This window comes from Candidatus Nitrosotalea sp. FS, from assembly GCF_011319475.1.
In the GTDB taxonomy this organism is placed as follows: domain Archaea; phylum Thermoproteota; class Nitrososphaeria; order Nitrososphaerales; family Nitrosopumilaceae; genus Nitrosotalea.
Map to the genome: position 1 here is coordinate 32,528 of NZ_RCMC01000018.1, position 22,949 is coordinate 55,476.

Below are 22,949 nucleotides of genomic sequence, written 5' to 3' on the forward strand. Positions count from 1 at the left end.
CTTATACCAGTCATCCGACCGACAAAAGTGAAGACTCGCTTGACTCAGGGCATCAGGTAAGGACTTGATCTTCTGAACAATGTGGTGTTCTGCATTTCTGTACGAAACATGTGACAACACATGAAAATCTTCAGAAATGGAGAAACAATGGCAAGGAGGGAAAGTAATAGATGCGTTGGCATGTTATTGCTGGGAAAAAGTTGCCATGTCCATCCAAGGCCGGATGACAGTTTTCAATTATTATATCTGTATCACAAAACTTGGAATGAAAAACTCTGAAAGATTTAATTTAGTAAAACAGGGTCTTTTTACTATTGGATTTTTTGGGCACTAATCTGGACAAGCTCTTCAGCGCAAGTGATAACTCAAATCCACTGATGTGGCTGATTTGGATACTGCCAATCTTCATCTTTATGTTGTATGGGCAGAGAATCCAGCTTCATGTAACCTCATCTGAAATCAACAAAGGACTTGAGAAGATCAAGTTGTATCGTGATGATACCAGAAAAGAGTTAATCACGTATGTGAAAAATACCATAAAACCTTCTACTGATCCCACTGCCTTACTTGATAGATACTTTGAGTACTTTACTATCATGCCTGTTGNTGCTTATGTGAAAAATACTATAAAACCTTCTACTGATCCCACTGCTTTGCTTGATAGATACTTTGAGTACTTTACTATCATGCCAGTTGNTTTTTCAATTATTATCTCTATATCGCAAAGCTTGGAATGCAAAACTCTGAAAGATTTAATTTAGTAAAAAGGGGTCTTTTTACTATTGGATTTTTTGGGTACTAATCTGGATAAACTCTTCAGCGCAAGTGATAANGTTGCAGTGTCTGCATTCAAACAGGGACAACCAATAGGTGATGGAATAGGTCCAATGATTNGCTCAAGATTGCGGTATCTGCATTCAAACAGGGGCAACCAATAGGTGATGGAATAGGTCCAATGATTGTTGGAAAAATGATGCTTGATACGGAAAAAAAATCTGTTGCACTTGAAACTGTAATGAGCGAAAAAGAGTTTGAGGGAAGAAAACTATGTCTTTTGAAGGCAGAGGGTCCTGCTGCTACGGTTGGAAGACCGGCCGATGCACTAGAGAAAATATTTGCTGAGAACAAACCTGACATCATAATAATGGTTGATGCCGCACTCAAACTAGAAGGAGAAGACACTGGTTCTATAGCCCAAGGATTTGGAGCAGCAATTGGGGGAATTGGTACTGAAAGATTCCAGATAGAAGAAGTGGCTACAAAATATAACATTCCAATTTATGCTATAGTGATAAAACAATCAATCAAAGAGGCAATCACACTGATGAAAAAAGAGATTGCAGATTCATCTGATATCGTATCCTCACAGGTCTATGATATCATAAAGGGTAACACCAAGACAGGCCAGTGTGCTTTGGTAATTGGTGTCGGAAACACACTAGGAGTATCGCAATGAGGCTTTTCAAGAAAAAAGAAGAGGTACTAGATCCGTATACCGTGGAAAGATGCAATAGCTGTAACACGATAACAAAACGTAAATTCAAAGAAGGCGATTATGTCTTTAAAATTACAGACANGCTAGATCCGTATACCGTAGAGAGATGCAATAGCTGCAACAAGACAACAAAACGCAAATTCAAAGAAGGTGATTATGTCTTTAAAGTGACAGACAAATGCATATCATGCGGAAATGGTCATTTCATGGTAGACAAAATTTTCGGCGAAGTCGTCAAGTAACTGAACTGCTGTCACTGTCAAGTTTTCTTGAATTTATGATGTAATCGTTAAATTCAATTCGACACTCTTTTAAGTAATGGTGTGGTACCGTACATGCCAAACATGAAGACACTTGGTGCTGTACTCATTGTATTGGGATTGCTTGTATCGTTACTGGGATATGGGCTGTATGAACATGCCATGTGTAACTGTGTTTCTGCTGTTGGAGGTAGCCCCATCGGATGTCATTGTGGGAGTGTTCTGCAACAGAGTACGGCTCATACATTGATCTACATAGGACTTGCAATTGCAGGAAGTNCCCCATTGGATGTCATTGTGGGAGTGTCATGCAACAGAGCACGGATCATACATTGATCTACATAGGACTTGCAATTGCAGGCAGTNAATGTATGAGCATGTCATGTGTAACTGTGTTTCTGCTGTTGGATCTAGTCCAATTGGATGTCATTGTGGGGGTGTCTTACAGCAAAGCATCGGTCATACACTGGTCTATGTAGGACTTGCAATTGCAGGCAGTGGAATGATTGTGTTTGCAAAATGGTGGAGAAAGAAGATTATCTTTAACTAGGAATTAGACTCAGACCATCAAATCGTAGTCACAAGAACGCTATTTTCTTGCGGGATNACAAAATGGTGGCGAAAGAAGATTATCTTTAACTAGGAATTCGGTTTAGGACATCAAATCGTAGTAACAAGGGCACTATTTTCTTGTGGGATAAATGTGTGCTCTGCCTGTGCTACTCTTTGCTCATTTGCCTCTACAAGTATTGGATATGATCTGACAACTTTGTACTTGATCAATCTTTCAAGTAATTCTCTTGCAGTCTTTTCACTGTATTCTGGAATGAACCATCGCAATGCAAATGGTAACATGTTAAATTTTTGCCATATGAAATCAATCATCTTGTTGGCATCATCATCCTTTGTTCTTTTTCTAGTAACAAGTGAGAAAATGTTTCTTACCTTTCCCTCTCGTACAAAACCCGAGCCATCTGATGTGGTAACAAATGGTTCACACGCATATGCCTCTGTAGATTGAAATGAAAAGGATCCGATAGACCAGATGTTTGGAACGGATTTTCCAGCATGAATTGTGTATTGCTCAAGTGAGTGGCCGCTAAGGTTTGCAATGGGTATTCCACCCATCTGTTTTGTTGTGTTCTCTATTGTCTTTCCAACATCGCTTGACTTTGCACCTACTCGTATTATTGACATGGCTTCTCTAAGTGCGGCCTCTGCTNGGACCATATGTTTGGAACAGATTTTCCAGCATGAATCGTATATTGCTCAAGAGAGTGACCGCTAAGGTTTGCAATGGGTATTCCACCCATCTGTTTTGTTGTGTTCTCTATTGTCTTTCCAACATCGCTTGACTTTGCGCCTACTCGTATTATTGACATGGCTTCTCTAAGTGCGGCCTCTGCTGCTTGGACTAGGAAATCGTATTTTGGATCATAACATACGGTAACAGCAGTATCTGCAATGTGGCCGTTTATCTGGACGCCCAAATCGATTTTTAAAAGATCAGTATCCTTTACTGTTATCTTGTCNGCTGCCTCTGCTGCTTGTACCAGGAAATCATATTTTGGATCATAACATACGGTAACAGCAGTGTCTGCAATGTGACCATTTATCTGTACACCTAAATCAATTTTTAAAAGATCAGTATCCTTTACTGTTATCTTGTCATTTGGCTCTGCTGTATAGTGTGCCGCAATCTCATTTAGACTTACATTGACTGGAAATGCACACTTGGCGCCTTTGTTCATAATTTCTTTTTCAATGGAATTGCATATCTCTTCAAGAGTAGAGCCGACATGATTTTTTCTCCTTGCATTTTCTCTTACCTCTGATGCTATCTTTCCTGCATTGATGTAATCTTGTAATTGCAACGATTATGCCTTAATTCGGTTTATTATTTAAAATCATCATACTGTGAGAAGATTAAATTGGGGACATTTTTGTGCAAACACATCGGGATCGTGGTCTAGCTTGGTATGATTCGGGTTTTGGGTACCTGAGGTCGTCGGTTCAAATCCGGCCGATCCCATTTTCATATTTCTGATAGGATGCTAATTATTTGAATCAAGAAATTAGACACAATTCACAATCACAAAGCGTATCTGAATTATTTTTGGCAAGACATTTGCCATGTTGACCTGCTTGGCACTGGACACATATGGTACTTTTGCCTTCAAGTGTAGAGTACTTTGGAGCCCCATCAAAACCAAATCCTCCATCTTGTGGTCCAACCATGGGTTGTATTGTTATAGCCTTGTATTTCTGTATTTCAAAAAATGACTTTCATGTTTCTAATTTTTCTTTCATGCTCTCTTTTCTATTTATCATGTAGATACCAGTAAGCATTATAGCAATAGCACCTGCTTGATACGCGCTTATCTGTTCGTGCAAAAACACTGATGCAAAGACAAGACCAAAAACAGATGCCATGGAAAATATCATTATTGTCCTGATCGTTCCAATTCTTTTCAGGCTCTGCAAGAAAAAGTATAACGATCCACCAAATCCTACTGCACTAAGAAGTATAACTTGAGGTATCTGAGATGCCTTGATGTCAAATGGTATTCCAAGCAAAAATACTGTTGCCAATAAAATCAAGCCTCCTATGGCTGACTTTAGTTGTACTAGTCTTGCAGTATCTATTCTGGTTGCTATTATTCTGCTTAGGTTGTTGTCAAGTGCCCATAATGCCATGGAACCAAGAATGAAAAAGTGTCCTGCATTTAGGTGTAACAATGATCCTGAAAATTGCAAGTTTGTTGTGATGATTACAACTCCTGACAAGACCAGCGCCACAGAAATAAAGCCGACTGGTCTTAATCTTTCTTTGAAAAATAACAATCCAAATAATACTGTGAACATTATCTCAACATTTGATAATAGTGAAGTGTCTGCTGCACTCGACTGGTGCAGACCCAAAAAGTACAGATATGGTGCAACTGCTGCACCACAAATTGATATTGCAACTAGTACGATGTAGTCTTTTTTTGCAAGTACTGTCTTGGTTTTTCTTGCTATTGGAGTAAATGTAAGAGCAGCAATAAGATATGCTATGGAGGAAACAAGCAACACATTGATGTCTGATATGACTGGCTTGGCAATAGTAGGCACTGATCCAAAAAGTACTGCGGCAAGTAATGCAGACGTGTATCCTATTATTGCTGACTTGTTCATTTTCTTAATCTCGGTTCAAGTATGTTGCATATTTGANGAGAAGCAGCACGTTGATGTCTGATATGACCGGCTTGGCAATGGTAGGTACTGATCCAAAAAGTACTGAAGCAAGTAATGCTGATGTATATCCCATCGTTGCTGTCTTGTCCATTTTCTTAATATCGGTTCAAGTATGTTGCATATTTGAGTACAATGCAATTAGTTATTATCTGACTTTGACTGACTATGATAGCCAGGCGATGAAGAAGAGTTAGAGACATGACACGAAATGATTGTTAATTCAGTGACTCTGAGTTCTGGCAATATCTATTTATTGAAACATCCTAGTTCTAGATCAAAATGAAGTTTGAGAAACGCGAAATTCTGTTGATTGTTGGAATACTGTTTATTATGATAGGTGTGATGGCATTGCCTCACATGAATCTAATCTATTCTGTAGCAATTGCAATTTCATTATATTTTGCAATCCGAGTCTTTATCGGACGAAGAAAAAAACAGATTCAACGAGAGGTTGGGCAGGGTATCTGTGTTACATGTGGAGCAAAAATCACTCAAGGCAAGTGCCCTAAATGTGATTCTGCATAAAAATACGTTCTATAATTCGAGATGAATTCTGCGTACTCCTTATAATACTTGTAGGGACTCTTTTGTTTATGCGGACTGGGGCATATTGGGCATTAACAACTAGCTCAACTTTTCCACCATTAACACCTAAAATTACAAACGTGGACTTGAAGTGGTATTACAGATGAAATACTCTAGCCTATATTTTATCGCAGGACTTCTTGTATTGCTGGTAATCGGCCACAATTATACTGCAAGTGGGCAAACATCCTCGATAGCAAATCACGTTGTCATAAATGAAGTAGAAGTAAATCCGTTTGGTGATGATGCCAAACTACCAATTCAATGGGTTGAACTGTATAACCCCACTAGTTCTCCTGTAAACATAGGAGGCTGGACAGTTGGGGCAACAACTGGACTAAAGCAAGTCTTTACAATATCTGCTGGAACAACAATACAGAGTCAACAATTTATTGTCTACAATTATGTACCAATCTGGTTTCCACATGTTGGTGCTGTGATACAACTAAAAGGCGTGAACGGTACTGTTGTTGATCAAACTCCTCCACTTACAGATACCATGGCTGATGGTAATACATGGCAGAGAATCTATGATGGTTACAACACCGGCTCTGCAAGTGATTGGGCATACAAGAGTGGAACTCCTGGATCTTCAAATGGAAAATTACNAGGGCATAATTATACTGCAAGTGGACAAACATCTTTGATAGCAAATCATGTTGTCATAAATGAAGTAGAAGTAAATCCGTTTGGTGATGATGCCAAACTACCAATTCAATGGGTTGAACTGTACAATCCAACCAATTCTCCTGTAAACATAGGGGGATGGACAATTGGGGCCACAACTGGACTAAAACAAGTCTATACAATATCTGCTGGAACAACGATACAAAGTCAACAGTTTATTGTCTACAACTATGTCCCAATCTGGTTTCCACATGTTGGTGCTGTAATACAGCTAAAAGGCGTAAATGGTACTGTTGTCGATCAAACTCCTCCACTTACAGATACTATGGCCGATGGTAATACTTGGCAGAGAATCTATGATGGTTACAACACTGGTTCTACAAGTGATTGGGTCTACAAGAGTGGAACTCCAGGATCTTCAAATGGGAAATTACCAACAGCTAGTACTACATCTCAACTTACTATGTCTGTGTCAACTAACAAACAGAACTATACATTTGGAGNTGACATCTAGTACTACAACTCAACTTACAATGTCTGTGTCAACTAACAAACAGAACTATACATTTGGAGATACTGTAAACATTAGCGGCCAAGTATCAAAGATTGTCCAAAACCCTGCAGTCACATCTATTCCTCAAACTGTTAATCTGGTATTGTCAGGACCACAAGGATTCAAACAAACATTTTCATTATATCCCGGAAACGACTTGAAATTCTATCAGTCTGTAAAGACTGATCAAGTTTTGGGATTTGCTGAGGGTACATACACAATTTCAGCATCATATGGTGACATACAAACATCATCTCACTTTTCATTAAGTTCTGTAGCGTTTATTCCTCCTACACAAGCTGCTGCCACAACAATGACCCTATACACAGATAGTTCAAACTATACGGTTTCTCAACCTATTATACTATTAGGCTCTGTCTCAAATGTAATACCACTCACGCCTGTACAATACAAGGTCTACGATCCTACAAAGACCATTGTATACCAGGGAACTCTGTTTCCAGATGATCAAGGAAAACTGACTACTGCTAACCAATTTCAAAGAAGTTCTGGCAATTCTGGATTGTTAATCAATACTGTAAATCCGACTTATGGGATATACAGAGTAAGTGCAACATATGGATCTGCATCTGCTTCTACTGTTTTTGATTTAATTCCTTCTACACTACAATCTCAGGGAATTGTAGTTACTGCTGATAAAAGTGTGTATGCGCCTGGAGAAACAGTAAAGATTAGTGGTAGTACAAAATTAGCGGGATTACAAAACTCTGGACTATCTCCAACTCTTGAAATAATTATGATATCTACAACCAATGAATCTAGGTCTGTCCCTCTTTCATTGCATATCAAAACTTTTGTAAATATTCAATCTGACAATTCCTTCACTTATCAATTTATTGTACCAGCTACTTCCACTAGTATTGGAAACTATAAGGTAGTGGTTTCATTACCCTTTGCCACTTCTTATACTAGCTTTGCAGTATCTTCCAATCCATCTACTTATACGCCAGTTAATACCGGACCTTTTTCAATACATACCGACAGATCAGTGTATGGATATGGTGACTCACTTCTCATTTCAGGTCAGGTTCAACCAGATTTGCTAGCAGGTACTGGTGTACAAGTTAGAATATTACTTTTCAATTCCAGTGGAAGCCAAATATATGCACAACCTGGTTTTGCATCTTCCTATTCTCCATCATATGCTCCAATTCCATTGGTCTTTACAGCACTTCCTGACGTAAATGGTTATTATTCATTAAAACAAAATGTTGTACAAAATATTTTCAATACTGGTGTGTATACGCTGCAAGCTAGTTATGGTGATAATCTTAAATCATCTGCATCTTTTACTGTTTCCACACTTTTTAACTCTAGTTCACAAAATCCGATATCTGTAAACACTGACAAGAAGGTCTATGGTGTGGGCGATACTGTAAAGCTAACAGGAGCTATCTCCTCTACTATTAGCGGCTCTGCTTATACATTGACATTGATACAGCCAGACGGTGAACAAACNGCTACAATTGCAGTATACGACCCGCTTGCATCCGGCTCACAGGGTTCAATCGTAGCAAGCACTGACAAAAAAGTCTATGGTGTCGGGGACACGGTCCAGTTGACTGGAACAATCTCTGCCCTTACCGGTACCTCATCTTATACGTTGACACTGATACAGCCAGATGGAGAACAAATGTCATCTGCACTACCATTAAACAATGGGGCATTTTCATGGACATGGACGGTACCAAGNGTGAACAAACATCATCTCCACTTCCAGTAAACAATGGAGCATTTTCATGGACATGGACGATACCAAGTACTGCTAGATCTGGTACTCAGGTAACAACTGACAGGTCATCTTCTCCTGTAGTTGATCCTACAATCAATGTTTATGGAATTTATAGAATAAAGATTACATCAGCAAATGCAAACACTGACTTGTTCTTCCAGGTGTCTAAAAACCCTCAACCAAATCAAGACATTGCACCAATTGTAGTTATGACTGACAAGACTAACTACATGTCAACAGATGTTGCCAAAATCTGGGGAGAAGTGATTCCAATACAAAATGCTGCATCGCNCGTAGTTATGACTGACAAGACTGATTATCTGTCAACAGATGTTGTCAAGGTATGGGGAGAAGTGATTCCAATCCAAAATGCTGCATCACAAGATACCAATACTGCAGTTCAAATTTTGATTTATTCCAGTGATGGGCAGCAGATATTCCGTGGCAGTGCAAACATCAACCAGGGAGGTCAGTACTATGTTACTGTTCCACTACACACCGGAATATGGAAGACTGGAGCCTACAAGATCTATGCTCAATATCTTACAAATAAAGTGATATCCTCATTTAACGTGACTGACCAGTTTGCAACAACTTCTACCAAGTTACAACTCTTTATGACAACTGATACTGACAAATATCTTCCAGGACAAACCGTTCTTGTAACTGGAAGGACAAGCTATATTGTTTCTATCAATAATGTGGATCTTGCATTTGGTCTTACAGGAGACACTGTAATCAGCGAGGGTCAGGTAATGTCCAAGCAAGGCAGTCTGCTTCCAAAAGCCACTGTATCATTTGATCAGTATGGATCATTTAGTTATGATTACAAGATTCCAAGTAATGCGCCAGTTGGAAATTACACCATAGTTGCAATGGTGCCGTTTGGATCATACAATGCATACTTTAACGTAGTAAGCGAATTACCATCAAAAATAATTCCAATCATAAACGAGACTAGTACCACAACTGGCACAAACCAAACAGGTTCCAACAATACTCATTCAACTTCACCGTCTGCAAACATTCCTTATACTATAGGTCCTACACAAAAGCCATCTAAATCGGCTAACATGTTTGTTGAAAAGACTGGTCAACTCTCAGAATCCGTTGTAGGTGTAAACATGAATGCTAAATTGGTTGGAAATGCAACATACTATCCAAAAGAACTTGATGGACTTCTTAGGGCGAACCCAAGTGATGTTAACTCGGTAAGTATCAAGGTAATATCACAGAATGGAACATGCATAATCGGGCAGGACCCAGGGTGCAAGATAACAACCTCTACTGTACGATCTGGACTCTACCAAGCAGTCACAATAGATGGAATGGACTATCTTGTTGGATACTCGGGAACAGGTGTGAGATTGGTACAGTTTAGTATAATCCCAGCACATACTAGTGACGTAATACCTGATGGACAGTGGGGTGTTGAAATTATCAAAAAAGACCAAGTGACTAGATTCTATTATCAAGTCACATATGGTACCAAATAATTTCATAATCTCAAACAATTTATTGTTGACACATCTTTTGTTGGTATGATGAAGATCCAGGTGTTAATGTTTGAACAAGACGATCCATCCAAGTGTACTGCTGCCAAGCTTGTGAAATTTGGAATTGCAACACGTATCAAACACCTGACCGGAAAAGACATGATTTTAAATCCATTTGCAAAAGAGTTTGTCCTAAAAAATGACAGAGACCTGACAGGATCCATTACCGCGATTGATTGCTCTTGGGAACTGGCACAAGGGATGTTTCTCAAAAGATTTGCAGGACTGTCAAGAAAACTTCCTCCATTGCTTGCTGGAAACCCCGTCAACTATTCCAAAGTGGGCAAACTCACAACTGCTGAAGCAATAGCGGGTGCATTGTATATCATGGACTATAAAGAACTTGCCGACTCTGTAATTGACAAGTTCAAGTGGGGCCATACATTTTTTGACCTGAATCAATATTTACTGCAGGACTATCTTAATGCAAAAACAACAGAAGATGTTATAAAAATAGCACAAGAATATTGCCTAGAACTGTGACTCTACATCTTTGAGCCAAAGTATTCTTCGTCAGTAGGAATTTTTCTGACTGGCATGAATCTGTAGAGACTGCGATAGATCTTGTAGATTACCCTGTTTTCCTTTAGTCTTGGGGCTATCATTTGCCAAAAGTATCGTGCTTTTATGCTTGCGAATCTTGAATCTCTTACTACAAAAACACTGTATTTGGATTTTTCAACAAGCTCCATGGTTCTTGGACTAAATGCTTGCTCTGATTGGTTTCCTGCACCTACAATTACTATTTCTGGATCCCTGTTGAGGTTTTCAAGTATGTCTTTTATGATCTCAGAACTTGTGGGGTATACTCTTTCAACCGGTACCTTTCGAAGATCAAGGTCGAACATTTTTTCATTGATTCTGCTCAAAATGTCTCGCTCTTCTTCTGGGGATTCTACTACACCACGTATGATTCGTATCTTGCTTCCAACAGTCTTTGAAAATGCATGCGCAATCTCAATTCCTAGATCCGAGTGTCTTCCCTTGTCGTATGACACCACCACGTGGTCCATTTCTTTTTCAAATTCTTTTTTGATGTTTACTCCAAGTATATCACACGTTGCAAGTGAAAGTAACTTTCTGTTGTTTTTCAGATCAAAGAAATCCATGATAAGCAAGTTGATTCCTTGCTCCTCAGTGGTTGCAAGAATTGCCTCTGTATTATCATGTGATAGTCTAACCAAATACCTGTGGTCAGAGAAGCCTGGTTTGTTTTTCAGATCTTCGAATGTTTTCATGATTGGTTCTGCGAATCTGTGACCCATTGAAAGTGGGATCTGGAGAGGAATTGTCGCCACATTCAAAAGTGAGATCTCTCCATCCTTGTCCTTTGCAATGGCAGATGCAATGGTAACGAGCTTTTCAATTGTTTTTTTGTTAAAGACCACCATTATGCGATAGCTCTTTCGTTCCGCAGGACCTATGTTTGCAACAAGTGGTGCATAGTGCTCTATCTCTTTTTTGGATATATACAACTTGTAAACTGAAAATCCAATCAATATCCAGATGATTGCAATGACCCAGCTTAGTGGATTGTATATGAGCAAAAAGATTGCAAGTCCTGCCTTGCAGATTATTCCTATGATTGGCATGAGGGGAAACAGCGGAATTTTAAATCCGTAATCAAGTTTGTGACCGTATAATCTCCTGATGTTGATTCCAGCCCAGTTTACCTGTGTAAATAGAAACAGGAACATGACTCCAGCTACCAATGCAATCTGTTCAAGTGGCAACCATGATGCCATTATCAACATGATAAATCCTGATGCAATTATTGCAAAGTGTGGCGTGTGATATTTTGAATGGATGGAGCTAAAGATGTATGGCAAGTTGTACTGTCTGCCCATTGCAAAAGATACTCTGCTTGAGGAAAATGTAGTTGCACTAAGTGCAGCAATACTTGAAACCAGTCCACCCACAAAGACAAGCGTTGTTCCATATGGGATGAGATATTCTGCTGCCTTTGCAATTCCAACATCTTTGTTGTCTCCAATAAACTGCCAAACTTCTTTTCCTATCTTTGTTGAATCAATTCCACCAAGAAAGACAAAAGTGAAAACTATGTAGAGCACTGTAACTATTCCTAGTGTAAGAAAGATTGCCTTTGGTATGTTCTTCTTTGGATTTTTTACTTCTTCTCCAGCCTGGACAATTATTTCATAGCCTTCAAAAGCGATAAATGTGATTCCCATTGCCAGAATGAATCCTGTTGCTCCGTTTGGAACAAAGTGTTGAAAGTTTACTGCCCAATCGTGGTTGACAAAACTCATTGCATAAATTCCAGACGTTATCAAAACTATGATGATTATGATTTGCATAAACGTTAGTCCGTTTCCAATTTTTCCTGTAAGGGAGACTCCTCTGTAATTTACATATGTAAAAAGTATGATTGAAAGTATCGCAATAATTTTTTCAAGTGGGATTCCGCCATACTGGGCTGCAAATCCTACGCTTGTTAATATGCTTCCAAAAAAGTCTCCGATTGATACTGCATACAAACTTCCTGCTATCATGTGAGCAAACCATGCTATCCAGCCACTGATGAATGCATTTGGTCTTGGTAGTCCTTCCTTTACCCATCTGTATCCTCCTCCTGCTTCTGGAAATGCAGAGCCTAGCTCTGCATATGTCAGGGCTGTAAAGAAACTGATTACGCCACTTGCAAGAAAAACTATCAAAAGAGATGGGCCTCCTTCGTGCATTGCTGGGCCTACTAGGTTGAAGATCGCACCACCTATCATGGCTGCAATCCCAATCATTGTTATGTCAAGCAATGAGAGGCTTCGAACAAGCCCTGCATGCGAATCGTGCTCCATGGAGATATCTACCGTGAGGACTGGATGGTCGAATAAATCTCTACTTGTAGATCTTGTCTGATTTGTGATGATTTTTTTTGGTATGTCTAGAATACGGGACACGTGATTTACTGAACTTTTCTTAATGCTAAAATAGCTAATCTTGATTCCAGTATCCAGTGCGAGCCGGTGAACGATCACTGCCACGGCAGAGGAAACTCCTCCCTCCATGCAGCAAGTGTGATCCGGAGACGGATAATCAGAGATGATTGGCAACAGCACAGAAAAAAATCCGACCTGGCGTACTATGATGGTAAAGCCTGAGGTTTCCAGCACAGGAATGAAAAATCTGTCCCACGCGGAGAAAGGCCAAATCAAACAATAAGCGCTGCACTTTGTTTAGGTAGGCCGCATAGCGAAATATCGTGAAAACAGAAGGAGGGTTACGGCTGGCGCGCACTATTTTTTTAAAATATTTTATTTCTTTTCTTCGTCGAACTTGTCTGCCCAGTGTTTTCTTTCTTCATACTGGAATGTTGGAGGTGGACTAGTGTCTTTTCCTCTCTTCATTGAATCTTTCATCTTCTTGTTGCTCCACCAGAAGATTCCTGCTGCAATAACTGCTGCAAATCCTGCCATTGCATAAATTGTCATTGTTGAAAGGCCTTGAGCCGTTGTACCGCCTCCGGTTGTAGATGTTTGTAATGTGGTTGAAATTGCTGGGTCTCCTTGAACTTCATATCCGTTTGCATGTCCGTCTGCATCTAATGTACCGGAGCTTGCTCTCTCAACTATTGTCAAGTGATATTTTGCATCTGCTGTAAAGTCAACATCGATGTTTTGAGCCTTTAGTGATCCTTGATATAGGTCACTTTGTCCATATGCGAATCCTGTTACTGCGACTTTCNTCCTTGAACCTCATATCCGTTTGCATGACCGTCTGCATCTAATGTGCCAGAACTTGCTCTTTCTACTACTGTTAGATGGTATTTTGCATCTGTTGTAAAGTCAACGTCAACGTTTTGAGCCTTTAGTGATCCTTGGTACAAGTCACTTTGTCCATATGCAAATCCTGTTACTGCAACTTTCTTTCCACCATAGCCATATCCTGCAGAATCTGCGACTGTGTATGATGGGTCAAAGAGAGTGTTCCATTTTTCAATTGGATATCCTACCAATGCACTGGCATCCATAAGATTTGTGCTGAGTGGACTCTCTGCTGGAGTTCCCTTCAAAACATTGTAAACGTCTGGTAATTGGTTCTTTATTANGCCTTGAACCTCATATCCATTTGCATGCCCGTCAGCATCTAATGTACCAGAACTTGCTCTTTCAACTATTGTCAAGTGATATTTTGCATCTGTTGTAAAGTNTAGTGCACTGGCATCTATCAGGTTTGAGCTTAGTGGACTCTCAGCTGAAGTTCCGTTCAAAACATTGTAAACGTCTGGTAATTGGTTCTTTATTATCCCAATAGGTGAATTAATGTCCAAGTCGCCAAGATTGGAAGTCGAAATGACTACAGGACCTGTCATCTTGAATCCCATCCATGATATGTCAAACANAGTGCTGGAGACTTGAACTGTTGTTGAAATTGCTGGACCTCCTTGAACTTCATATCCGTTTGCATGTCCATCTGCATCTAATGTACCTGAGCTTGCTCTTTCAACTATTGTCAAGTGATACTTTGCATCTGCTGTAAAATCCATGTCTACATTTTGGGCTTTTAGTGGTCCTTGGTATAGATCACTTTGTCCATATGCAAATCCTGTTACTGCAACTTTCTTTCCACCATAGCCATATCCTGCAGAATCTGCGACTGTGTATGATGGGTCAAAAAGGGTATTCCACTTTTCAATTGGATATCCTACCAATGGACTTGCATCTATCAGGTTTGAGCTTAATGGACTCTCTGCTGTAGTTCCATTCAAAATATTGTAGACCTCTGGTAACTGGTTCTTTATTATTCCAATAGGTGAATTAATGTCCAAGTTGCCAAGATTTGAAGTTGAAATGACTACTGGACCTGTCATCTTGAATCCCATCCATGATATGTCGAACACTGTTGGCACATCGCCTCCGCCCTTACTCAAAACATATCCGTTCAAAACTGGGATTAATGATATCTTGTAGTCGATGGTGGCTCCCTTGTCGTCACCGCTTATCTGAACTTGATAATTTATAGTCAAATTTGAAATTGTNAAACACTGTTGGCACATCGCCTCCGCCCTTGCTCAAAACATATCCGTTCAAGACTGGGATTAATGATATCTTATAGTCGATGGTGGCTCCCTTGTCGTCACCATTTATCTGAACTTGATAATTTATAGTCAAATTTGAAATTGTTGCAGTGGTTTTTCTGTCTGTTGCAAACTCTGTGTTTATGTCCTCCATGAATGCCTTGATGCTTGTGTTATTCGCTAGAAGTATCTGTAAATGACAATGTCATGTTTTTACCGTTCAAAAGATCCTTTAGTTTTCCGCCACCTGAATAATCAATTGCTACGTTTTTGGTAAATTTGAATTCTGGTGTGATTGGAGTTCCTTCCATTGGTAGATATGCGTTAAAATCTACGGTTGCAAAGATTGGAGCAACTGTGCCAACAACTAACAAACTCAAAATGGCTGATGCTAAAAGAAGTCTCTTAGTCACGAAACTGAATCTTCTTCAGGATAGTAATAAATCTTAGCATTGATTTTGGCAAATAATAATTTTTGTGCCATGCATTGGCAAGAGTAATATTTAGTTGGTGCAGGTTACTAACTTCACGGGGTAAATAAAAAAATGATTACAATTCTAGCAGGTGGAACAGGTTCTGTCAAACTGGTCAGAGGTGTAGCGACACAGACTAGAGATATTTCTGTAATATCAAACGTAGGTGACAACTATTGGCTGTATGGATTGTATATCTGTCCAGACATTGATACGATTCTCTACGGACTTGCAGATATTTTGGACACTGACAAGGGCTGGGGAATAAAGAAGGACACATACGGATTTTTACGTCAGATGGAGATGCTTGGAGAAGAGACTTGGTTTAACATTGGTGACAGAGATGCAGCAATCCACCTTTTGAGAACCAACATGCTCNAATGCTCGGAGAAGAGACTTGGTTTAACATAGGCGACAGAGATGCCGCAATCCATCTCTTGAGAACTAATATGCTCAAGNCCCTGATACCACCGAACAAATCTGTAGACTCATGCTTGAATCTGTTTTAAAGACTGTATCCCAATCTGATGTAATACAAAAAACGGTCCTTGTAAGCAAAGNAATCAAAGGAATTAGAAAGGAACTTTCCAAGTCAAAGAAAAAGGTCGTAGTTGTAAGTCCGATAANCATGATTCCAAGTTGGTGATAATTGCACCAGGAAATCCTCTAACTAGCATTGGACCAATCTTATCGATAAAAGGAATTCGCAAGGAACTCTCCAAGTCAAAGAAAAAGGTCGTAGTTGTAAGTCCGATAATTGGAAACACTGCAATTAGCGGTCCTGCAACAAAGTACATGGAGGCTGCTGGAATGGAAGTCTCTGTTTATGGTCTTGCAAAAATGTATTCTGAGGTTGCATCTCATATGGTAATTGATTCTTCTGACAGACTACTAACAAGAAAAATAGAAAACTTGGACATGAAAGTTTACGAGACTAAGATAAAGATGAAGGACAAAAAGGATGAAGAAGCACTTGCATCCTTTATTTTAAAACAAGTACATGTCTAGCTTGCGCACTGGCGCAATAATTCCGGTAAAAACTTTTTCAAGAGCCAAGACTCGTCTTGGGTTGTCACCTGATGTCACAGAACAAATCTGTAGGCTTATGCTTGAATCTGTCTTGAATGCCGTATCGCAGTCTGATGTAATACAAAAAACGGTTCTTGTAAGCAAAGACGAAGATGCATTAAACATTGGGAAAAAAGTTTGGGGCGTTTGGAATCTATGACGAATCAGAACAAGGTGTAAACAGCGCAGTCTTGCTTGCAGACAAGTACTTTGGCCAAGAAGGCTTTGATGGTACAATGGTATTTCCACAAGACATTCCTCTCATGGAGCCAGAAGACATACGTACACTCTACCAGATGAAGACATCTGAGAGGTGTGTACTGGTGGTGCCATCACGAAAATTTGATGGGACAAATGCACTTTTTCGAACTCCTGTTGGCGTCATGGAGACTCATTATGATGAGGACAGCTACAAGATTCANGTGTGTACTGGTGGTACCATCACGAAAATTTGATGGAACAAATGCACTTTTTCGAACTCCGGTTGGCGTTATGGAGACTCATTATGATGAGGACAGCTACAAGATTCATCTGAGCACTGCAGAAAAACGAAGTGCAAGCTCTGCATTGGTATTGATTCGAAGGATGATGCTTGACATTGATGACCCGTCTGATCTAAGATTCATCTTGTCATTTTCTGAGACTGATGTTGCAAATGCGCTCAAGAAAATACTTGACTCTACAGGTTTTGTTCTGTAGGTACTTTTCTTGTTTTTACACGTTCTAAAATCTTGATTGTTGTTGCAATTATTCCTGTACCTACAAGTATTATCTCAAGTGTATTTGAAAATGGATTTGATGAATCGGTAATCGCTGTACTTTGACCAAGGCTTGAAATGAAAAACAAGTATGAAAACAAAAAGTAGTTTGTAGCCCAGTGGATCAAAATAGCTGGTGCAAGACCATATCTGACATAGACCCATCCAATTATTACTCCTGCCATTGCTGCCTGAGTTACTTTTCCAGGACTCCATGGTGTGCCTGAAATGATATGAGCCACGCCAAAAAGCAAACCAATTGTTATGATTAATACCATTGATTTTTTGTAATCTGAAATGCCGAGATATTTTGCAGGTCTCCATAATGACTTGAAAAATGTCTTCCATGATGCACTATGTGAATACATGAGAAACAGCGGAACCCCTATCAGCAACACTCGAAACCCTGTCTCTTCTGTCAGTGGAGATATGCCAAGCTGAAAGAAACGGATAAGATCATTTGTTGAAGTGGGAAAGTCAATTTTTATCCCAAACATCTGTTGCACGGAATCAATTATTACGGAAAATAAAATCAGGATTGAAAACCATGCCATCATATTTGCCATGGCATTACCGCGAAAACTTTGCCATCCTCTTGACATTGTATTTGAGAGTGTCTTGAGAAGCGAGTCCTCTGGACCGAAATAAGAAATTGTAAACAGTATCAGGAAAATTGTCCATGTTACGACAAATGCATCACCCATCTCAAAAGAGAATGGTACCTTGTAGCCAATTCCGCCCACAAACAAGTCAAGCCCGTTGATTGGATATTGGTAATTGATCTCTTTTCCAATGTCTGAGTTGTACATGACATAAAGGCCAATTGGAAATGACAGTATCATTACTCCAAATATTACTGATAAAAGTCCCGAATATGGTATGAAAAGAGTTTTTATGATTTTATCTAATGTTTGCAAACTTGATTTCAATGAACTTCGATACTAGCTTCTGGAAATCCAAGCTTAACAAGCGTTGCCTTTATTGTATCTCTATGATCTCCTTGGAGAAATATGTAACCTTCTTTTACAGTGCCACCGCATGCATATCGAGCTTTGAGCTCTTTTACAACTTTTCCTAAATCATTCATCTTTGGATTTATTCCCTCAATCATTGTTCCTTTCTTTTTGAAACGTCTTTCTTCAATTCTAACAACAATCTGTGTTTGATCTTTTTCAAGTTCGCCACAGGCGCATAAATCATTAGGAAGTCCGCAAGTGTTGCAGATTACCGCCATTCGAAATAAAAAGGTCGTGATCCTACTATTAAGCCTTGTTTATCCCTCTATGTTTTTTTATTTGATTGCATACATTATTTCTGTGTCAAAGGATTTGACAAAAAAAGCAGTTGAAATGTTACTAAGTGGGGCTACACTTGTCAGTGATCCTTGTCCATATTGCAAGGGTGTGCGAGTTATGAAAAACGGCAGTGCACTATGTGTCAGCTGTGGAAAAGAAGCAAAAGAAGAAAGAGTAGAATCTGTACTGACAAAAACTGAAAAAACTGGTAATGCTGCTATTGACAACTTGGATCAAAAATTAAGAGATCTAACAATGGATCTACAAAATGAGAAGGATTTTGTCAAACAAAAACAGATCTTGCAAACAATGAATGAGATACTTGCAATTAAAGAGAAACTTGGGGTTCGCTAGGCACAAAAAGGTATTTATTTAAAGATCCTTGAAGCAGAAACATTATGAGCAGCAAAAAATCTGCACCACTGCCAGCATCAAGCGCAGGACTGCTAAGATTCTTCGAGGATGAAACAAAGGGTTACAAGTTAAAACCAGAGGTGGTGGTAGCAATACCAGCGTCTTTGATTGGAATTTCGTGGATTCTAAAGTTCTTCTTCTCGCCATGACGGAAAGCTCAGACGACGTATCTCGCATTCACAAGAGGTATACGCTAACAACATTTACTCCAACATCACACTATGTCTCACTTGCAATCTCTATTGCAGTTGCATGTGTAATAGTTGCAGTATCGTACATTAATTATTTCAAATCAACTGAAAACCTACCGTTTGCAATTGTATCAATAGTTGCGGCACTTGTGGTAACACAGTTCTTAGATCCTAAAATTCTCAAGACTGAATATTCAAAATCAATCCACATGTCTGCATTTGGAAATCTTTTGTGGCTTGTAACAATTCTATGTGGAATTCTTTCTGCATATGTATTTTCAAAACCAAATTTGTTGCCAATCTATATCACCGAAGGAATGCTACTGTTTGCAAGTTTTCGTATTGCAATATTTACATCGGTACTTGGCGCCAAGCTAAAGACTGCATGGATTGTATGTCTACTGCAACCTCTTGCAATGTTTCTTGCATTTGTACCAACAAGTACGTGGGTTCAAATGCTGTCTGACTCAAGAGCAATTGAATATGGTATAGTGTTTTGTGTTCTTGGAAGCATCTGGACATTGTTAAGTGATAGAATTGCAGGAAGCGGAAAATTATCCAGTACCCATGCATTCTTGCAAGCATATCTTGCAGCATGGACAAACGATGATCCAGTTCCAATGGAATCTCTAATGGAGAAGCGTTCTGAACCATCAAAGGTATCGACATTTCAAATCTTATTCAAGACAACAAACAAAAACTGTAGACTGGTGATTCCTGATTTGCATCCTGGACCGTTTCATCCAATAGGAGGAAGCAACATTCCATATTTGATATACAAAAATCTTGATTCATCTGCAATGGTTATGCACAGCATATCTGACCACTCGCTAAACCTTCCATCCAAATCTCAAGTTGACCTGTATATTACCAGTCTGCAACAAAACCAAAAGATACAGCAAGGTTCTACTAGTACAAAGCCTGTTACAATCCAGGTCAACAAGGCACGAACCACTGGCATGCTATTTGACAAGACTGCAATATTGATTCTCTCATTATCTCCACATGGAATGGAAGACATTCCATATTATATCAAATCAGACCTAGAACAGTACGGAAAGAACCGTGGATATGAACGAGTCTTAATTGTTGATAGTCACAATGCGATGGGAAAAGAGATTGAAAAACTTGATGNCGATCTAGAGCAGTACGGAAAGAATCGTGGATATGAACGAGTCCTAATTGTTGACAGTCACAATGCGATGGGAAAAGAGATTGAAAAACTTGATGCAGACGATCTTCTAAACGCTGCCAAGTCCACACTTGATACTTTGATAACCAAAGAAACCTTACCGCTTGAAGTTGGATATGCCAATTCTGAGAACCTAAATTTCCAGGCAGACGACTTGGGACCTGGAAAAGTTGCAATCATGTGTTTCAAGATTGGTGATGAGAAATTCTTTCTTGCATGGGCTGATGCAAACAACATGCTAAATGGATTGCGTGAAGAGATTGCAAGTCACTTTTCAAAGAGTGGATTTAACTTTCTTGAAATTTGTACCTCTGATACACATTACAAGGCACGAACGGCAAAAAACAAGCATGGTTATTTTGAGTTTGGAAGTCTCTCAAAAGCACCCGATGTGATAGCGTGGTTCTCAGATCTTGCCAAAAAAGCAGAACAATCGGCATCCCCAACATCGTATGAGCTCTTGGAAAGCGAGACAAATGTCAAAGTGATGGGAGGAAATCAGCTTGAACTCTATTCGAAATCACTTGATAATGCAATGAGAATCACTCAGGCATTTTTGCTGATAACAACTGGATTTTTCATTTACACACTTCTCTAGCTCTGCATCTCTTCGAGGTTTCCGTAAAACTCGTCGCAGAATGAATCCAGCTGGTGGATTGGAATTATTGGCACTTTATCGATAAACTGGACACTGTGCTGGTATAGTGTGACAATTGCAGGAATTGCACCCTTGACTTTGTGTTTTGAGACAAACTGCTTGGTTCGAATCACTTGTTTTTTGACTGCTTCTTGAAGTGCAGACTGGTTCATGTTGCTCCAGTGCTTACAATCAATCAGTATTGCAATATCTGACTTGATGCCTACTACGTCTATCTGTATCCTGGGGCTCTTCATGATGACATTTTTTGTTGTATCAAAATCCCGTTTTTCAAGAATCTCTGCTGCAAGTGACTCAAAGTCCTGCCACTCCAGCATTCTGGATATCTCATCAATTGGTGCACCCATGCTTATTGCAAGAATGCTTGTCTTTAGCTTGTCAGAATCTTCGAACTGGACCTGGTCATCCTCAAATCTTCCTACTCCATTTTGCATCAGGTTGTCAAGTATCTGTCTTGACATGTCTTCACTTGTCTGGGTTGCCATGCTAAAATCCTTGATGGACATTCCACCCGGAATTATTCCTGGTATGCCTTTTACAAGAGTTGCAAGGTTCATCATGAGTACATGAAATTTCTTTTATAAAATACTATGCGACAAATCAATCTTTAATTTTTTTAATTGTGGTACCATTGGACCATGGTTAAATACAGTTCATTGAAAAACATATCATGAAATTCATGCTAGTCTTGTTGCTAGCACTTTTTATTTTGGGACCTACAATTGCATTTGGAGTCAAGGGGACAAACTTTGATCAAGTGCAGTTTCTTCAATATTCTGATGACAATACTGCAGTAGAAGAAGTAAAAAATGGTCATCTTGACATTTACTATTCCGCAATACCCATTGACAGGCTTGATGACAACTCTAGGCAAAACTTGAATGTCTTCCAGTCTGCTGGGACAAGCTATAGTCTTTTGATAAACCCTGCTCCGTCTGAAGAATTTAATCCATTTTCCATCCAGCAGGTAAGGTTTGCACTAAACTATCTGATAGACCGGGATCTCATAGTAGATGAGGTCCTCAATGGATATGGAACCCCAATGATATCTGCATACAAGCCATATGATCCTGATTATCTCTCAATACTTGGAGAACTCCAGTCATTTAATTTCAAACACAATCCTGCACTTGCAAACCAGATGATATCTGATGCACTTGAGAAAGCAGGTGCACAAAAGACAGGTTCTACCTGGTACTATAAATCAAAACCAATATCTGTTACAATTTTTATCCGAAACGACGATCCTATAAGAAAATCAATTGGAGAGATTCTTGCATCGCNATAGTTGTTACAATTTTTATCAGAAACGATGATCCTATAAGAAAATCAATTGGAGAGATTCTTGCATCGCAGCTACAGCAGATGGGATTTACAGTAAAAAAAGACTATGGCGATCTGACCAAGGCATTTACAACGGTATATGGCTCCAACCCTTCTGATCTGAAATGGAACATCTATACCGAAGGATGGACAATTGGGGGATTTGTAAGATATGATTCTGTTATCACTGCACAAATGTATTCTCCTTGGTACTCGGACATGCCTGGTTTTAACAATCCTGCATACTGGAATTTCCAGGAATCCGAAGTTGATTCTCTATCAAAGGCAATATTTTTTGGAAATTTTACATCCTCTGAGCAACGCTCTAGTCTGATAAACCAGGCAGTTGACAAGGGGATACATGACTCTGTTAGAATATTTCTTGCAGCAAAGACTGACCAGTTTATTGCAAACAAAAAAGTAGGTGGAATCATAAATGACTTTGGTGCAGGATTGTTAAAACCAGGCATGTTCGA

The 22,949-nt window shown here is 39.4% G+C and carries 22 protein-coding genes, 1 tRNA gene, 1 other RNA gene and 5 pseudogenes; 20 read left to right on the forward strand and 9 right to left on the reverse strand.

Translation table 11 applies throughout. The annotated features are described in order from the left end of the window. Positions 1–413 precede the first annotated feature (413 nt). From DYY66_RS13570 to DYY66_RS00650, 4 genes are all read left to right on the forward strand, one after another. Positions 414–606 (forward strand): DUF1512 family protein (locus DYY66_RS13570; protein WP_255495945.1); only part of this gene is annotated, 193 nt, incomplete at its 3' end. Between the two features lie 233 nt (positions 607–839). Continuing rightward, on the forward strand, positions 840–893 hold a 54-nt coding region (locus DYY66_RS13575), incomplete at its 3' end, for a hypothetical protein (RefSeq protein WP_309223944.1). 53 nt (positions 894–946) lie between these two features. Then, positions 947–1,456, forward strand: a complete 510-nt coding sequence (locus DYY66_RS13580) for a DUF1512 family protein (protein WP_394352519.1) — start codon at positions 947–949, stop codon at positions 1,454–1,456. 374 nt (positions 1,457–1,830) lie between these two features. Further along, a partial coding sequence (locus DYY66_RS00650) for a hypothetical protein (RefSeq protein ID WP_218583547.1) occupies positions 1,831–2,034 on the forward strand: 204 nt, incomplete at its 3' end. 944 nt (positions 2,035–2,978) lie between these two features. Here the strand turns inward: DYY66_RS00650 and DYY66_RS15515 are convergent. Beyond that, positions 2,979–3,287: pseudogene (locus DYY66_RS15515) on the reverse strand (M24 family metallopeptidase); the annotation flags it as partial. Position 3,288: 1 nt separating this feature from the next. Continuing rightward, a pseudogene (locus DYY66_RS13585) lies at positions 3,289–3,629 on the reverse strand (M24 family metallopeptidase); the annotation flags it as partial. An 84-nt stretch (positions 3,630–3,713) separates the two neighbouring features. Here DYY66_RS13585 and DYY66_RS00670 point away from each other — a divergent pair. After that, positions 3,714–3,787 (forward strand) — tRNA-Pro (locus DYY66_RS00670). Between the two features lie 35 nt (positions 3,788–3,822). Here the strand turns inward: DYY66_RS00670 and DYY66_RS00675 are convergent. Both DYY66_RS00675 and DYY66_RS00680 read right to left on the reverse strand, forming a co-directional pair. Then, entirely contained in the window at positions 3,823–3,993 is a 171-nt protein-coding gene (locus DYY66_RS00675; protein ID WP_166285311.1) for a hypothetical protein, read from the reverse strand. 48 nt (positions 3,994–4,041) lie between these two features. Then, a complete protein-coding gene (locus DYY66_RS00680; RefSeq protein WP_166285313.1) occupies positions 4,042–4,932 on the reverse strand; it encodes a DMT family transporter in 891 nt (296 codons plus the stop codon). A gap of 339 nt (positions 4,933–5,271) precedes the next feature. Here DYY66_RS00680 and DYY66_RS00690 point away from each other — a divergent pair, with 339 nt between their 5' ends. The 4 genes from DYY66_RS00690 (at position 5,272) to DYY66_RS00710 (ending at position 10,549) form a co-directional block, all read left to right on the forward strand. Then, on the forward strand, positions 5,272–5,517 hold the full coding sequence (locus DYY66_RS00690; protein ID WP_255495941.1) for a hypothetical protein: 246 nt from the start codon (positions 5,272–5,274) through the stop codon (positions 5,515–5,517). Positions 5,518–5,680: 163 nt separating this feature from the next. Continuing rightward, positions 5,681–6,185, forward strand: a 505-nt coding sequence (locus tag DYY66_RS15520) for a lamin tail domain-containing protein (RefSeq protein ID WP_394352514.1), incomplete at its 3' end; no start/stop codon positions are given. Between the two features lie 35 nt (positions 6,186–6,220). Next, a partial coding sequence (locus DYY66_RS15525; RefSeq protein ID WP_394352515.1) for a lamin tail domain-containing protein occupies positions 6,221–6,707 on the forward strand: 487 nt, incomplete at its 3' end. Positions 6,708–10,054: 3,347 nt separating this feature from the next. Next, entirely contained in the window at positions 10,055–10,549 is a 495-nt protein-coding gene (locus DYY66_RS00710) for a DUF367 family protein (RefSeq protein ID WP_166285323.1), read from the forward strand. 2 nt (positions 10,550–10,551) lie between these two features. Here DYY66_RS00710 and DYY66_RS00715 read toward each other — a convergent pair whose 3' ends face one another. Beyond that, positions 10,552–12,984 (reverse strand): amino acid permease, encoded by a 2,433-nt coding sequence (locus DYY66_RS00715; protein WP_309223942.1) that lies wholly within the window; start codon positions 12,982–12,984, stop codon positions 10,552–10,554. 58 nt (positions 12,985–13,042) lie between these two features. Here DYY66_RS00715 and rnpB point away from each other — a divergent pair. Further along, positions 13,043–13,319, forward strand: an RNA gene (gene rnpB, locus DYY66_RS00720) — RNase P RNA component. A 1,955-nt stretch (positions 13,320–15,274) separates the two neighbouring features. Here the strand turns inward: rnpB and DYY66_RS00740 are convergent. After that, positions 15,275–15,514, reverse strand: a complete 240-nt coding sequence (locus DYY66_RS00740) for a hypothetical protein (RefSeq protein ID WP_166285333.1) — start codon at positions 15,512–15,514, stop codon at positions 15,275–15,277. Positions 15,515–15,646: 132 nt separating this feature from the next. Here DYY66_RS00740 and DYY66_RS00745 point away from each other — a divergent pair. The 5 genes and pseudogenes from DYY66_RS00745 to DYY66_RS15535 all read left to right on the forward strand — a co-directional run. Then, on the forward strand, positions 15,647–15,952 hold a 306-nt coding region (locus DYY66_RS00745; protein ID WP_178085564.1), incomplete at its 3' end, for a 2-phospho-L-lactate transferase CofD family protein. 249 nt (positions 15,953–16,201) lie between these two features. Continuing rightward, positions 16,202–16,582: pseudogene (locus DYY66_RS00750) on the forward strand (2-phospho-L-lactate transferase CofD family protein); the annotation flags it as partial. Beyond that, entirely contained in the window at positions 16,575–16,802 is a 228-nt protein-coding gene (locus DYY66_RS00755; protein ID WP_166285335.1) for a hypothetical protein, read from the forward strand. The pseudogene DYY66_RS00750 and the gene DYY66_RS00755, both read left to right, overlap by 8 nt. Positions 16,803–16,833: 31 nt before the next feature. Then, positions 16,834–17,063: pseudogene (locus DYY66_RS15530) on the forward strand (2-phospho-L-lactate guanylyltransferase); the annotation flags it as partial. A gap of 11 nt (positions 17,064–17,074) precedes the next feature. Then, entirely contained in the window at positions 17,075–17,341 is a 267-nt protein-coding gene (locus DYY66_RS15535; protein WP_394352520.1) for a hypothetical protein, read from the forward strand. Here DYY66_RS15535 and DYY66_RS00770 read toward each other — a convergent pair. Further along, positions 17,322–18,329 carry a CPBP family intramembrane glutamic endopeptidase gene (locus DYY66_RS00770; RefSeq protein ID WP_166285341.1) on the reverse strand — a complete coding sequence of 336 codons (1,008 nt, stop codon included), beginning with the start codon at positions 18,327–18,329 and terminating at the stop codon, positions 17,322–17,324. The genes DYY66_RS15535 and DYY66_RS00770 overlap by 20 nt on opposite strands. Next, positions 18,326–18,634, reverse strand: coding sequence for a stress response translation initiation inhibitor YciH (gene yciH / locus DYY66_RS00775; protein ID WP_166285343.1), 309 nt, complete (start codon positions 18,632–18,634; stop codon positions 18,326–18,328). The genes DYY66_RS00770 and yciH overlap by 4 nt, the downstream gene beginning before the upstream one ends. Before the next feature lie 82 nt (positions 18,635–18,716). Here yciH and DYY66_RS00780 point away from each other — a divergent pair, with 82 nt between their 5' ends. From DYY66_RS00780 to DYY66_RS13595, 4 genes and pseudogenes are all read left to right on the forward strand, one after another. Beyond that, positions 18,717–19,049 carry an Sjogren's syndrome/scleroderma autoantigen 1 family protein gene (locus DYY66_RS00780; protein WP_166285345.1) on the forward strand — a complete coding sequence of 111 codons (333 nt, stop codon included), beginning with the start codon at positions 18,717–18,719 and terminating at the stop codon, positions 19,047–19,049. A 44-nt stretch (positions 19,050–19,093) separates the two neighbouring features. After that, positions 19,094–19,258 (forward strand): preprotein translocase subunit Sec61beta, encoded by a 165-nt coding sequence (locus DYY66_RS00785; protein ID WP_082208620.1) that lies wholly within the window; start codon positions 19,094–19,096, stop codon positions 19,256–19,258. Beyond that, positions 19,255–20,434 (forward strand): DUF2070 family protein (locus DYY66_RS13590; protein WP_255495942.1); only part of this gene is annotated, 1,180 nt, incomplete at its 3' end. The genes DYY66_RS00785 and DYY66_RS13590, both read left to right, overlap by 4 nt. 1 nt (position 20,435) lies before the next feature. Further along, positions 20,436–21,090 (forward strand): annotated as a pseudogene (locus DYY66_RS13595) (DUF2070 family protein); the annotation flags it as partial. Here the strand turns inward: DYY66_RS13595 and DYY66_RS00795 are convergent. Beyond that, positions 21,087–21,707, reverse strand: coding sequence for a restriction endonuclease (locus DYY66_RS00795; protein ID WP_255495943.1), 621 nt, complete (start codon positions 21,705–21,707; stop codon positions 21,087–21,089). The pseudogene DYY66_RS13595 and the gene DYY66_RS00795 sit on opposite strands and share 4 nt — an antisense overlap. Positions 21,708–21,829: 122 nt before the next feature. On the opposite strand from DYY66_RS00795, the gene DYY66_RS15540 reads away from it, so the two are divergent. Continuing rightward, positions 21,830–22,433: ABC transporter substrate-binding protein (locus tag DYY66_RS15540; RefSeq protein WP_394352521.1), on the forward strand; the 604-nt coding region annotated here is incomplete at its 3' end. Between the last annotated feature and the right edge of the window lie 516 nt (positions 22,434–22,949).

Excerpts from the sequence above, each read along its gene's own strand:
- DYY66_RS00675 (WP_166285311.1), bottom strand. The coding sequence starts at position 3,993 with ATGGTTGGACCACAAGATGGAGGATTTGGTTTTGATGGGGCTCCAAAG.
- DYY66_RS00680 (WP_166285313.1), bottom strand. The coding sequence starts at position 4,932 with ATGAACAAGTCAGCAATAATAGGATACACGTCTGCATTACTTGCCGCA.
- DYY66_RS00690 (WP_255495941.1), top strand. The coding sequence starts at position 5,272 with ATGAAGTTTGAGAAACGCGAAATTCTGTTGATTGTTGGAATACTGTTT.
- DYY66_RS00710 (WP_166285323.1), top strand. The coding sequence starts at position 10,055 with ATGAAGATCCAGGTGTTAATGTTTGAACAAGACGATCCATCCAAGTGT.
- DYY66_RS00755 (WP_166285335.1), top strand. The coding sequence starts at position 16,575 with ATGTCTAGCTTGCGCACTGGCGCAATAATTCCGGTAAAAACTTTTTCA.
- yciH (WP_166285343.1), bottom strand. The coding sequence starts at position 18,634 with ATGGCGGTAATCTGCAACACTTGCGGACTTCCTAATGATTTATGCGCC.
- DYY66_RS00785 (WP_082208620.1), top strand. The coding sequence starts at position 19,094 with ATGAGCAGCAAAAAATCTGCACCACTGCCAGCATCAAGCGCAGGACTG.
- DYY66_RS00795 (WP_255495943.1), bottom strand. The coding sequence starts at position 21,707 with ATGAACCTTGCAACTCTTGTAAAAGGCATACCAGGAATAATTCCGGGT.